At 58.5% G+C, this 14,134-nt stretch carries 6 protein-coding genes; all 6 read left to right on the top strand.

All coding sequences use genetic code 11. The annotated features are described in order from the left end of the window. Nucleotides 1–58 precede the first annotated feature (58 nt). Genes ENH71_RS03455 through ENH71_RS03430 form a run of 6 tightly spaced genes read left to right on the top strand, consistent with a single transcriptional unit; the run spans nucleotide 59 to nucleotide 14,131 of the window. A complete protein-coding gene (locus ENH71_RS03455; protein ID WP_294133244.1) occupies nucleotides 59–7,732 on the top strand; it encodes a type I polyketide synthase in 7,674 nt (2,557 codons plus the stop codon). A gap of 2 nt (nucleotides 7,733–7,734) precedes the next feature. After that, a complete protein-coding gene (locus ENH71_RS03450; protein ID WP_294133242.1) occupies nucleotides 7,735–8,640 on the top strand; it encodes a 3-hydroxyacyl-CoA dehydrogenase family protein in 906 nt (301 codons plus the stop codon). Continuing rightward, nucleotides 8,637–8,891 (top strand): phosphopantetheine-binding protein, encoded by a 255-nt coding sequence (locus tag ENH71_RS03445; protein WP_294133241.1) that lies wholly within the window; start codon nucleotides 8,637–8,639, stop codon nucleotides 8,889–8,891. Before ENH71_RS03450 ends, ENH71_RS03445 begins: the two co-directional genes overlap by 4 nt. Next, entirely contained in the window at nucleotides 8,884–10,065 is a 1,182-nt protein-coding gene (locus tag ENH71_RS03440) for an acyl-CoA dehydrogenase family protein (protein WP_294133239.1), read from the top strand. Before ENH71_RS03445 ends, ENH71_RS03440 begins: the two co-directional genes overlap by 8 nt. Nucleotides 10,066–10,067: 2 nt before the next feature. Beyond that, on the top strand, nucleotides 10,068–11,120 hold the full coding sequence (locus tag ENH71_RS03435) for an HAD-IIIC family phosphatase (protein ID WP_294133235.1): 1,053 nt from the start codon (nucleotides 10,068–10,070) through the stop codon (nucleotides 11,118–11,120). Next, on the top strand, nucleotides 11,117–14,131 hold the full coding sequence (locus tag ENH71_RS03430) for a type I polyketide synthase (RefSeq protein ID WP_294133234.1): 3,015 nt from the start codon (nucleotides 11,117–11,119) through the stop codon (nucleotides 14,129–14,131). Before ENH71_RS03435 ends, ENH71_RS03430 begins: the two co-directional genes overlap by 4 nt. Nucleotides 14,132–14,134 lie beyond the last annotated feature (3 nt).

Genomic DNA, 14,134 nt, shown 5'->3' with positions numbered 1-14,134 from the left:
TGACAAGCAAGCCCGGTAGCGTTAAGGATGATTTACATTTAGCACCCGGTAGGTGTCTGTGGCAAATAAGACTGGCAGTGAAATACAGGGATGCGAGCGCACAAGGTTCAGCGTTCCTGAAAACCAGCTCGTGGCGTTACTGCTCGCGCGCCGCTCGGTGTCGGACACCGGCATAACGACTCTCGACAAGCGCGGTGACACCAGCGCGCTGTCCTATGCGGAATTCTACCAACAGGCCGCACAGCTGTGTGCGGGTCTGCAGAGCGCCGGCCTGCGTCCCGGCGACAGACTGGTACTACAACTCTCCGATGCGCTTGATGTCATGGTCGGCTTCTGGGGCTGCATACTCGCCGGTGTGGTGCCGGTGCCGCTGAACACAGCGCCTTTTTACAATCGCCCCAACAGCCAGACTGATCGCCTGCTCTCGGCTGTCGCTCGCTTTCGCATCCGCGCAGTACTTTCATCTGCCGATTTGTCCGGGCCCATCGCGGCGCTGCTCGATACGCAGGATAAAGACAGTGTCACCGTCGTCAATATCGCGGACTGCCGCCGCGTAACCGCTGCACCAGAAATTCACACGCCGGCGCCGGATGACCCGGCCGCAATGTTCCTGACCTCAGGCAGTACCGGCGCAGCCAAAGGTGTGGTGCAGAGTCATGCCGCGATGCTTGCGATGGCTGATGCGACCATTCAGATGAACGGCTTCACTGCCGACGACGTCACGCTGAACTGGATGTCGCTGGATCATGCGGGCTCGCTGGTGTTTCTCGGCGTGATGCCAATGGCGCTGGGCGCCACTCAGGTTCACGTTCCGATCGATTACGTGCTCAAGGAGCCGACCCGTTGGCTTGACCTGATCGGGCACTGGCGTGCATCGATAACCTGGGCACCCAATTTTGTGTTCTCACTGCTGCTGGATCGCCAGCAGCAACTAACGTCCCGGCAATGGGATCTGTCCTGCATGCGTTTTATGGTCAATGCCGGTGAAGCTGTGGTCAGTGCTACCGCGCGGCGTTTTCTTGCCTTGCTGCAGCCATTCGGCTTGCCGGATGATGCACTCAGACCGGCTTTCGGCATGGTGGAAACCTGCTCCGGCATTACCTGGTCAACCGGTTTCAGGCTACAGGACACCTCCGATTCAGACTCCTTTGTATCGTTGGGACCTCTGATTCCGGGCGCGGCAATGAAGATTGTTAACGAATCAGGCAAGACCGTGAACGAAGGGGTGGAAGGCAGGCTGTGGATGAAAGGCGCCTCGGTCTTCAAAGGTTACGATGGGGAGGATGCGCTGAACGCCAGTATGCTGGTCGGTGACTGGCTGATCACCGGTGATCTGGGCTATACCAAAGCCGGTGAACTTTATGTAACCGGGCGCGAAAAGGACATGGTGATCATCAACGGCAATAATCACTATTGCCACGAGATAGAGGCAGTGGTTGCCGCATTCCCCGCTATCGCCGGTGACTGCGTGGCAGCGGTGGGTGTCCGTGCTGCGGGGGAAAACACCGAGAGTCTGGTTGTTTTCTATGCGCCAGCGTCCGGCGCGGACAGCAGCAATGATGATCAGACGCTCAAAAAAGCCGTACGTTCCGGGGTGGCCCGCCTGACCGGCATTGCACCCGCAGCGCTCGTGGCGTTGCGGAAAGAGGAATTCCCGCGCACGGAAATCGGCAAGATCAAGCGCAGTGTGCTCAGGCTTCGTTACGAGAAAGGCGAGTTTGACCGGTCCGCCGGTGTCAGAGTGAATCCGCGCCACATCGACGAACCAGGCGCTGACGATTCCGGGCCGTTCACAGAACTGCTTGCCGGCATCACTGCCATCTGGCAACGGGTACTCGGGCTTGAGACTGTCGGGCTCGACGAAAGTTTCTTTGAGTTGGGCGGCTCGTCGCTGCTGGCAATTCAGGTGCAGCACGAACTCGAATTGCTGCTGGGCCGCGAAGTGTCGATGGTGGAGCTGTTTGATACACCCACGATCCGCACCATGGCCATGCATTTTTCCGGCCGGGCGGCCGCAGCAGCCGATAACGCCCAATCCGCTCAGGCTGCCCGCTCTGCGGCCAGCCCTCGCCGTGGTGACTGCAACGATATTGCCGTTATTGGTATTGCCTGTCGCTTCCCCGGCGCGCATGGCCCCGACGCTTTCTGGCGCGTGCTCGAGGAGGGTGTGGAAACACTGACCTTCTTTACCCCGGCGGAGGCAATCGCTGCCGGCGTGCCATCGTCACGGGCTCATGATCCGGCACAGGTCAATGTGGCACCGGTGCTGGACGACATAGAAGGCTGTGATCTCGATTTCTGGAAGTATGCGAGGCGGGAAGCGGAATTGATGGACCCCCAGCAACGGGTATTCCTCGAGACTGCCTGGGAAGCATTTGAAGATGCCGGCTACGTACCGGGTTCAGCGCTGGGCAAGGTCGGCGTTTATGCGTCGGCGGCGACCAACACCTATCTGCAGAATAATGTATATGCGAACAGGGCCTGGGTTGACGACAACGGAGGCAATGTTCTGACCGTGAACTCGGTACCCGGCTTTAATGTGATGGTGGCCAATGACAAGGACTATCTGCCCACGCGGGTGTCCTACAAGCTGGACCTGACGGGTCCGAGCATGGGAATACAGACTGCCTGTTCCAGCACGCTGGTCGCAGTACACGAGGCATCTCGTGCTTTGCGTGAAGGCGAGTGTGACCTGGCTGTAGCCGGCGGTTGCGCGCTGATGCTGCCGCAACATGCCGGTCATTATTACGAAGAAGGCATGATCAACTCTCCTGATGGTCACTGTCGGGCCTATGATCGCGATGCCAAAGGCACGATTTTTGGCAGTGGCTCGGGCGCAGTACTGTTGAAACGACTTGACCGCGCGCAGGCAGACGGTGATGCCATTTATGCTGTCATCAAGGGCAGTGCTGTGGCCAATGACGGTGGCCAGAAAATGGGCTTCACTGCGCCGAGTATGCTGGGTGAATACCGCGCTATTTCCGGCGCCATCGAAAGCGCCGGTATCGACGCTGACAGCATCGGCTATGTCGAGGGACACGGGACTGGTACACCCATCGGTGACCCCATCGAAGTGCAGGCATTGACCAAAGCGTTCCGACATAGCACACAGCGCAGCGGTTTCTGTGCATTGGGGTCGGTCAAGACCAATATTGGTCACATGGGCATCGCGTCGGGCATCGCCGGATTCATCAAGGCCGTGCTGGCGCTGCATCACAAGACGCTGCCTGCGACGCTGCATTTCAGGGAAGCCAATCCGGCTATCGGGTTCGATAACACACCATTTTATGTGAGTAATCGTACCCGCGAGTGGCCGGCAGGCACCACGCCGCGCCGTGCCGGTATCAATTCGCTTGGCATTGGCGGTACCAATGTTCATGTCATTCTGGAAGAGTCGCCGGCGCAAATACCGGTCGATGCCGAACCTGGTGTGCATGTGGTGCCGGTATCGGCCGGCAATGAAACGGCGCTGAACGAAAAAATGTCAGCGCTCGCCGACTTTGTAAAGCGCCACCCCGATACCGCGCTGGCCGATATTGCGTTCACCCATCAACGTGGACGGCTTGATATGTCGCGCCGGCGCGCTTTTGTGGCTGCGGACCATGATGAGCTGCTGTCCCGCCTTGCTCTGGCCGACGAACCATCCGTGTTCTCAGGCAAGGGGAGCGCCGTGCCCCGCATCGTGTTCATGTTCACCGGACAGGGCAGCCAGTATGCGGGTATGGGCAGGGAACTGTATGCAACCCATCCGGCCTTTCGCGAAGCATTTGATGCCTGTGCCAATCTGTTCACACCACATCGCGAGCACGCCATTCGCGATCTGATACTCGCCGCAGCCGATGATGCGGCAGCAGACGCGATACTGGGTCAGACGCAATATACGCAGCCGGCGTTGTTCTGTATCCAGGTCGCGTTGGTGCAACTTTACCGGCAACTCGGCGTGCGCCCTGATTTTGTTGTCGGACATAGTATTGGCGAGGTGGCCGGCGTCTGGGCTGCCGGTGGCATGAGCCTCACGGATGCTGCGGTGCTGGTGGAAGCCCGCAGCCGACTGATGCAGACGGTGACGCAAAACGGCGCGATGGCGTCCGTGAAGGCTGACGTCGACACGGTGCGCAAATTGCTGAAGAACGCAGGAACGGACTGTGAGATTGCCGGCTGCAACTCACCATTCGATACCACGATTACCGGTGATGCAGAGGCAGTTGAATGTGCCTGTGCGTACTTGCAGAAACAGGATGTGCGCGTCGTTCGGCTAAACGTTTCACACGCATTTCACTCGCGGCACATGGAAGCTGTGCAACAGGAATTTGCCACCGCTATCGCCGGCCTTGAGTTCAGAAAAACGAGCATTCCGGTATTTAGTAATCTCGACGCGACAGCGCTGGAGCACGACAGGCGTGGAGCGGACTACTGGTCTGCGCAACTGCGCGCGCCTGTGCAGTTCGTGCAAGGGTTGCAACAGGTGAAGGCAGCCGGTGGTAGCTGTTTCATTGAAATAGGGCCGGCTGCGATCCTGTGTGGTCTGGGTCGTGCACTGGACAGTGACGGGGTTGATCGCCATGAGCCGCAAGCGCTTAATCAGGCGCAGCCAGGCAGCTGGATACCGAGTCTACGCAAGGGGCAGCAGGACGCACGGGTGTTCGCTAGTGCACTGGCGGCATTGTTTACGCTGGGGCACGGTATCGACTGGTCCGGGTCAGCAGCGTTCGACGGCCGCAGAGTCCATCTGCCGACATACCCGTGGCAACGTCAACGCTGCTGGATAGATCCTGACCCCCGCCAAACCGGTTCGCCGCAAGTGGACCCGCTGCTGGCAAGACCGTTGGTGTTGCCGCGGCTCGGGCAGCAGCTTTATACGCTCGACTATTCGCCCTCCACCATGCCTGTGCTCGAGCAGCATCGTGTATTCGGCATCGTGGTTCCGCCGGCGGCGCTGTACGTGTCGCAGCTGCTGCGCACCGCCGCAGACGTGACCGGTCAGGGGCGCGTTATGCTCAGCGACATCAATTTCATCTCGCCCATGCATCTTGGCGATGAAGGGTCAGGCCATGACACGAAAACGGTACAGATTCTGTATGATGCCAGCGGTGCCGTGACCAGCATTGAGCTCAGTAGTCAGGCGACGGATCTGCGACTGTCAGGCCTGCTGGCCGGACAGAATTCCCCGGCAGCGAACAACAGCGGTGTGCAGGTACATGTGGCCGCGGAACTGCTGCCGGCTGCGCCGCACGCTGAAGGGGCAGTGGACATGGCGGCACTGCGCCGGCGCTGCAGCGAAGCACTGAACCCGCAGCTAATTGAAGCGCACATGACTGCCATGCAGGTTGAACTGGGCGAGTCTTTCCTGTGTTTTCGACATATTCACCGCGGCGACAACGAAGCGCTGGCGTTGCTTGAAGTGCCGGTAACGCCGGCATCACGTATCGCTCAGGGCATTCCTGCGGGGCTGATCGATTGCCACTGGCAAACGATGCTGGCGGCGCTGCCTGAGTTGCCGCCCGAGACCATCGTGCCTGCCCGCATCGACGCGCTGGTCAGCCACACGGACGACCTTCCGGATCAAGTGTGGGCGCATGCCGTGATACATCGGCAGTCTTCGGCTCTGGTGATCGCAACAGTCACACTGTTGTCGGCCGACGGGCAGGTTCTGCTGGAAAGCCGCGGCATTGAATTCCGTAAGGTAGCCGCAAATTCGTTCCGGCATACCGACGCGTTACGCAATACGGGCTCGCAGCCAGCACTGTTTTCCAGACACTGGCAGGCCATCAAGGGCGAAGCAGTGCCGACTGCTGAGTCAGCTCAGGCATTGGACAAGGTGTGCCTGGCTGGCAACGCTGATGACGTCACTTTGTTTGCCGGGAAGCTGCACGCCGCCGGTGTCAAGACGATGTTGTTTGCGGAAGCGACTGCTGCGACGACGCCAGGTAGTCGTTTGCCGCTCATTTATGTCGACAGGGTAACTGGCGTCGACAGCGGGGCCGGCGCCAGCATTGCGCTCAATCAATTCCTGGCATCACTCGAGTCTGCTCCAGCCACGTTCAGCCAGGTCATCGTGGTCACTGCCCTTACAGAGCCTTCGGTCCCGGAAGAGCCCTCAGCGGAAAAAGAACCTTCAGCGGAAAAAGAGCCCTCAGCGGAAAAAGAACCTTCAGCGGAGAAAGAGCCTTCAGCGGAAAAAGAGCCCTCAGCGGAGAAAGAGCCTTCTGCCAAAAAAGAACTGTCAATCAATAATAGACTCCCTGACACCAAACCGCTTGCCGCACTCGCCAATGCGCAACGCTCTGCGCTTGCGGTTCAGGCCGTGGCGGCAGCGCATGAGTTGCAGGACTGGCATATTCGCGCCGTGGCAATGGATCAGCAAGAGACAAGCATTCAGGCGCTGATGGGCCTGCTGGCAACGGTCACCGACTCCGGACGCCGGCTGCAGATAAAAGCCGGGACGGTACAGACTCTGAGAGCAGACCAGTGGATTCCCGGTTCCGATGAGGTCAGCTTTACATCCGACAGTCTGCAGGTCATCACCGGAGGTCTGGGCGGCCTGGGGCTGCTCACAGCCCAATGGATGTTCCGGCGCGGTGCCCGACATTTCCTGCTGGTCGGTCGTTCCGCACCTTCGGAGCAAGCAGAAACGGTACTGGCAGAGCTGCGTTCACAGGGTGCGCAGACAGACATTTATCGCTGCGATGTCAGTCAGTACGATCAGGTCATGGCATTGGCAGCAAAAGCAGAACTGATAGCGCCGGTAGAAACCGTCATTCATGCCGCCGGTGCGCGCCGCGATGGTCTCATTGGCTCGCTGCAGGACCAGGATTTCTCCTTGCTGACGCAGGTAAAAGCGGTGGCGGCAGACAATCTGCACCGGGCATTTGACGCCCTGCGGCCCCGCCATACTATTTTTTATTCCTCGACTGCAGCCTGGCTGGGCGGGGCCGGACAGAGCAACTACTGTGCAGCCAATGCGGCGCTCGACAGTCTGGCCAGTCAATATTTTTCGACGACTGGCAGCCACACAATCAGTGTTGCATGGGGCCCCTGGCATCAGGCCGGCATGACTGCAACACTCAATGAGAGGCACTTGACGCGAATCAGAGAAACTGGCTACGGGTTTCTGGAAGCGGACACCGGTTTTGCTTTGCTTGGTCGCTACCTGGCGGCTCCGTTTACCAGTGAAATCGCAATCATGGCGGCCGATACCGACAGGTTGTCGGCATTGCCCGGCGTCGCAGGGTTTTTCGCCACGCCCACCCGGGGCGCGGCGACGCCGGGCGCGGTCACCAGTCAGGCGCCGGTCAGTCAGTCTGCTGCGTCCGGGCTGCCGGCGCTTGCCGGCGAGCTGCTGGATCTGGATCACAAAGCCGCAGACGAACGACTGCAGGATTATCTGATCGGTCTGGTCACTGACATGACCAGCCCTGGCAACAGAGACCACATTGATGTCGATGCAGGCTTCCTGGACATGGGCATAGACTCGCTGGCGGCACTTGAAATGCGTAAAAAGCTCGAATCGGCGCTGGGCCTGAAATTGAAATCCACGCTGATTCTGGATTATCCAAGCATCGCCGTAATGGCCCGGGAGCTGGCATTGCAGGTTCGGGCGTCGCAACCGTCACGCGGGTCACGTCAACCTTCCGATGCTGACACCCGTTCGCGGGACGCCGGCGCGAAGGCAAAACCGGACAGGTCGGAATTACTCCGACAACTCGCCAACGAAATTGATTTCGAGGAATAGGCATGATCAGCACATTGGGCGTGATAGGCGCCGGCGTAATGGGAAGAGGGGTAGCTCAGGCGGCTGCGCAAAAGGGCATGCGGGTTGTGTTGCTCGATATTGCTGACGATATTCTTGCCGCAGCGGACAATGAAATCCGCCAGGCTATCCGCTTTGCCGCAATGCTGGATAAAAAAACCTCAGCGGAGTCTGCGGATGACGTATGTCAGCGTATCGAATTCACGACCGACATTGGCAAACTCGCACAAGCGGATTTTGTGGTCGAGAATGTCAGTGAGAAAGTCGCCATCAAGCAGACACTGTATCCGCAACTCGATCGCATCTGTAAAAGCGACTGCGTGATCGCAGTAAATACCTCGGCAATATCGATCACCAGAGTTGGTAGCTGGACTGAGCGTGCGGACAAAGTTGTTGGTATGCACTTCATGAACCCGGTGCCGATGAAACCGCTGGTGGAAGTTATTCGCGCCCATCATACCAGCGACGCAACCATTGCCACGGCAAAACAGTTCCTGGCCCAGCTTGGCAAAGAGGCGGTCATAGTCAATGACATGCCCGGCTTTGTTTCCAATCGCATTCTGATGCTGACGGTAAACGAGGCAGTTTTTGTGGTGCAGGATCAGGTGTCGTCCGCGCGTGATGTGGATCGCATCTTCAAGGGCTGCTTCGGGCATAAAATGGGTCCGCTGGAAACCGCTGACCTGATCGGGCTGGACACCATCCTGTTCTCGCTTGATGTGCTTTACGAGAGTTATAACGATCCAAAATTTCGTCCGGCGCCGCTGCTGCGCAAGATGGTGGACGCAGGTTTGCATGGGCGCAAGTCCGGCGAAGGATTTTTCAAATACCCCAATCTGCATCAGGCAGTCAAAAAAAAGCCCTCTGAAACGGAAATGGTAAAACAGTGACCAACACAAACTATAAACAGGACATCCGCACTTTTCTGGAGAACTTTATCAGCGAGGAGGACTTTGCCGATGAAGACGATATTTTTGAACTCGGGCTGGTGAGTTCTCTGATGGCTATGCAACTGGTGCTGTTTGTGGAAAAAACTCTGGATATCCGCGTCGAAAGCGAAGACCTGAATCTGGATAATTTCCGCAGCATCGACAGAATGGATACGTTCATGCAAAAAGTATCGGCGCCGGTCCATGGATAAGCACCAATCATCGCAGCGTGCAGAGCGGCGGCTGGAAGTTGCCAGGGTACTGGCAGGTTTTTCACCTGCAGATATTGCTGCCTGGGATCAGGCTGAAAGCCTGCCGGCCGATGTTCCTGCAGCGCTGGCCCAGGCCGGTTTGCTGGGCACATTTATTGACACCAGAAACGGTGGCAGAGGCTGGGATGCCGTGTGCTTCGGACTGTTATGCGCCGAATTTGGCCAGGCCAGTCTGTCTCTGCTAAGCATCATTACGGTCCACAGTATGGTCATGGAAGCCATCCGGCTGTCGGGCACCGAACAGCAACGGGCCGACTGGTTACCGGCGCTGGCCCGTGGCGAAAAGCTGGGTGCGTTTGCTCTCACCGAACCTGATTTCGGCAGCGAGGCCACTGGCATACAGACGACTCTGGTTCAGTGCGAAGATGGTTATCGCGTGAGTGGCAGAAAAAAATGGATCTCGTACGCTGCCCGGGCGGATCTGCTCCTGGTATTCGGCAAGCTGGAGGATGGCAGCGCGGTGGCGTGTTTGTTGCCGGCCGATACTGACGGTTTGAGCATCACGCCGATGAAAGGCTTGCTGGGTTTTCGTGCGGCAATGCTCGGCGAGATCGAGATGCAGGATTGCCTGATACCGGCCGCTAACCTGATAGGTGGGAAGGGCGCTGGTATCAACTATGTTGCGGCCGGCGCACTCGACCTGGGCCGACTGGCGATCGCATTTGGCAGCCTGGGCGCGATGGAGGCCTGCGTGGCCGATTCCGTGACCTATGCCAACAAGCGGAAACAGTTTGGCCAGGCGCTGTCGAAACATCAGCTCATTCAGCAAATGCTGGCTGATATGATCACCGCCTACAAGGCGGCCGAACGTCTGTGCTGGCATGCCGCGGAGCTGCGCACCGCTGGCAGTCCGATGGCGACGATGGAGACCGCAACCGCGAAATATTTTACCTCCACGCATGCGGTCACGGTGGCAAATCAGGCCGTGCAGATTCATGGCGCCGCCGGTTGCAGCGCCGGTGAAAGTCGTACCGAGCGCTTCTATCGCGACCTCAAGATTACCGAAATCATAGAGGGCAGTAATCAGATGCAGCAGGTCATGATTGCGCAGAATGGCATGGGGGAGTTTGTCCAGTCAGCCCTTCGGCGCAAACGCCTGTTGGCAGGGAACTGAACATGGGCGACAGCGTGACAAAAAACCGGATCAAGTGTGTGGTCTGGGATCTGGACAACACCCTGTGGGACGGCGTGCTGCTGGAAAGTACCGATGTGCCCGGCTTGCGCCCGCATGTCCGTGACGTGATAGAAGCGTTCGATCAGCGTGGCATCCTGCAGTCGCTGGCTTCAAAGAATGAACCCGGGCCTGCCATGGCGGCCTTGGCGAAACACGGGCTCGATCAGTATTTTCTGTACCCCCAGATCAGCTGGAACTCAAAGTCGCAAGCCATCGGTACGATCGCCGAGCGCCTGAACATTGGCATCGATACCTTCGCTTTCATCGACGATCAGGCCTTCGAACGCGATGAAGTGTTGTCGGTGCACCCGTCAGTCAGAACGTTCAGCGAAGCCGGACTGGAACAACTGCCGGCGTTGCAGGACTTCGTTCCGCTGCATGTGACGGCAGACTCAAAAAACCGCCGTCAGATGTATCAGAAGGAAGCGCTGCGCGCCAAGGCACAGGAAGACTTCAAGGGTCCCGAGGATGCATTCCTGCGCACGCTCGGCCTGAAGCTGCGACTGAAGCCGGCCAGCGAGGAAGATTTGTATCGGGCTGAGGAACTGACCTTGCGCACCAATCAGCTCAACACTACCGGTGTGACCTATTCAGCCGGGCAACTGCGCGATCTGATCGCATCGGCGCAGCATCAGGTCATCGTCGCCGAGCTGGAAGACAGATACGGCTCCTATGGTGCGATTGGTCTGTTGCTGATATCACAGCAACCGGGGCTGTGGTGTATTGATCTGTTTCTGATGTCGTGTCGTGTGATGTCGCGTGGCGTCGGTGGGGTCATTCTGACGGCCTTGCGCAAGACCTGTCACAACCGACAGCTCGGGTTGGCGGCGCAGTTCAGGGAAACCGATCGCAACCGCATGATGTTCATCACTTACCGCTTTGCCGGTTTCAGGGAAGAGGGCGACTTGTTGATGAACGAATTAACCAGTATCCCGGCGTTGCCGGATTATATGCAATTGGATATTGACGCCGCGATGGACTGGAGACTGCAGTGAACGACTCAGTGAACACCGACAGTGGCGATGACGATATCATCGTCAAGGCACTGGCTGAAATCCGGCGCCTGAAAGCAGAGAACGCAGAGCTGCGTGCCGGTCATGCCGTGTCAGCGTCGGCGCAGCAGGCGTCAGCACCGGCGCCGATCGCCGTCATCGGTTTTGCCTGCCGCACGCCCGGTGCCGGCGACAATCCGGAGGCCTTCTGGCACATACTGAAAGAGGGCCTGTGCACGATTACCGAAGTGCCTGCCTACCGCTGGTCGGTGGATCAATACTACGATGCCAATCCGGACGCACCCGGCAAGATGCGATGCCGATACGGCTCCTTTCTGGGTCGGGTGGAAGATTTTGATTGCCGGTTGTTTGGCATATCGCCAATCGAAGCCAGCTACATGGACCCTCAGCAACGCCTGCTGCTGGAGCTGTCCTGGGAAGCGCTGGAAGACGCCAATATGAACATGGAAGCGCTCAAGGGCTCAGCGACTGGCGTGTTCGTTGGGCAGAGCGGCTTCGATTTCGCCACCCAGCACATGACCGAGGAGAGCCTCTGCGAAATTACGCCGTACGTGGGCACCGGTTGCGCATCCAGTCCGGCGGCCGGACGTATTTCCTATACCTTCGACTTCACGGGCCCCTCCTATGTCGTGGACACCGCCTGCTCCTCGTCGCTGGTGGCGTTGCATAACGCCTGCCAGAGCCTGCGCCAGGGCGAGTCCACGCTGGCTCTGGTGGGCGCAGCCAATCTGATTTTGCGCCCGGGCATGAGTATCAACTTCGACAAGGTCGGCATGTTGTGCGAGGACGGCGTGGTCAAAACCTTCGACAAGGATGCACATGGTGTTGTGCGCGCTGAAGGCGGGGGCATGGTGGTGCTCAAGCGCCTGGATGCTGCGTTGCGCGACGGCGACCGCGTAGACGGTGTCATTCTGGGTTCCGCGATCAGTCAGGATGGCGCCAGTTCGAGTCTGATGGCGCCCAGCGGCAAGTCGCAAAAGGCTGTCATGCAGGCCGCCCTCAGGACTGCGGCCATCAGCGCTGATAACATTGATGTTATTGAAGCGCATGGTACGGCAACAGCATTGGGTGATCCCACGGAATTGACTGCACTGCTCGACGTGTATTGCCGAACGCCGCGCGCACAGCCGTTGCTGGTCGGCTCGGTGAAAACCAATTTCGGGCACATGGAAGCCTCTGCCGGTATTGTCGGTTTTATCAAATTATTGCTGGCTTTGCGCAACGAATATCTGCCACGGCATCTGAATTATGCCGAGGGCCATCCGGACATCGACTGGGCCAACGAAGCAATCGAGGTCTGCGCACAAGGCAGACCCTGGCCCAGAACGCAGCGCAGGCGAGTCGCCGGACTCAGTGGTTTCGGTTTCTCCGGCACCAATGCTCACGTTATTCTCGCCGAAGCGCCGGAAAAAATGACACCAGCGCCGGTCAACACAAGCAGTAACGCAGACGTGCCATCCGAACAGTTGCCGCACTTGCTGATGTTGAGTGCGGCCACGCCCGTGGCATTGCAGCGCACGGCAGCGGCGCTGGCTGACTGGATGGAAAGCAACAAGGATATTTCGCTGGCCCGTGTTTGCCATACCTGGGCGACTCGCAGAAAGCGTCAGGTTAATCGCCTGGCAGTGGTGGCTGCCGATAAGGAGCAGGCCATCGCCAGGCTGCAACGTTTTGCTGAAGCCGGCAAAGCCAAAGGCTGTTCCAGTGGCACTGTACAGTCGCGCTCCGGACGGCTGGCAGTGGCCATGGTCTGTGGCGGTCACGGAGCGCAATATCACGGCATGTCGGCATCCCTGTATCAGACCCAGCCGGTGTTCAGAGCGGCATTCGATCGCGCCAGTGCTATCGCCAGTGAGTACTGCGACAGTGACCTGGCGACGTTGTTGCATACCGCGCCCAAGCAGGCCAGCAGCAATCTGTTTGCCGGCAACAAAGTAGAAGGCAAACTGGGCCGCACCCTGCAGGCACAATTGGCGATCTTCTGTGTGCAGTATGGTCTGGCGCAACAGTGGCAGGCCTGGGGTGTGGAGCCGAAAATGTTGCTTGGGCATAGTCTGGGTGAATACACCGCGGCATGTCTGGCAGGCGTGTTTTCGCTGGAAGATGCCATTATGCTGATTGCCGAACGCGCCCGCCTGATGGACGCGCATACGCCACCGGGTGCGATGCTGACGGCTTTCCATGACGAAGTGGCAGTACAGAGTATTGTTGCCAATTATGCCGATGCGGGTATTGCCGCTGTCAATGGTCCGGGCATCATCCTGGTCGCAGGAACAACTGAGAGTATTGCCGACATAGCGCAACGTATTGACGCCGACGGCGGGCGTACTACCAGCGTGCCTATTGACCGGGCTTTTCATTCGCCGCTGGTTGATACCGTGCTGCCGTATTTCCGGCGCGTGCTTGAACGCGTGCATTTTTCACCACCGAAAATCCCGCTTATTTCGAATCTGACCGGCGCCGTGGCCGATCAGGAAATCACCACGGTTGACTACTGGCTGCAGCATTCCCGCGCGCCGGTGCAGTTTATGAAAGGCATGCAGACGTTGCACGCTGCCAGGTACGATGCTTTTATCGACCTGAGTCCGGAGCCGGTGATGATGGGTCTCGACCTGTGTTTCCAGGAAATTCGTGCCGAACTCGGTTCCAAAGGCGTGTGGGTGCCCAGCCTGAGGAACGGAGCTGATGATCAGGCGCGCATGCTCGAATCACTCGGCAAACTGTATTGTCTGGGTCTTAATCCCGCCCACACACACCCGGCGCAAATTCCGGTGCGGCTGCCGACTTACCGCTTCGACAGGCAACGTTGCTGGTCGGCCGCGGCCGAGCGGGGGCAGCATGCTTCTGCGGGTAACGCCGAAACCGGCAACACTAAACCAGCAGTCATGCCGCCATCGGTGCCATCATCCGGCAGCGATGATATCCATCGCGTGATGCTGGAACATATGGCAGTCGTGGATCAGTATCTGGCGCTGACCGAAGGAAACAGGTAAACA

Origin of the sequence: Pseudohongiella sp. (genome assembly GCF_011050365.1) — a bacterium.
Classification (GTDB): Bacteria; Pseudomonadota; Gammaproteobacteria; order Pseudomonadales; family Pseudohongiellaceae; genus Pseudohongiella.
This window is presented reverse-complemented; position numbering and strand designations above follow the sequence as displayed.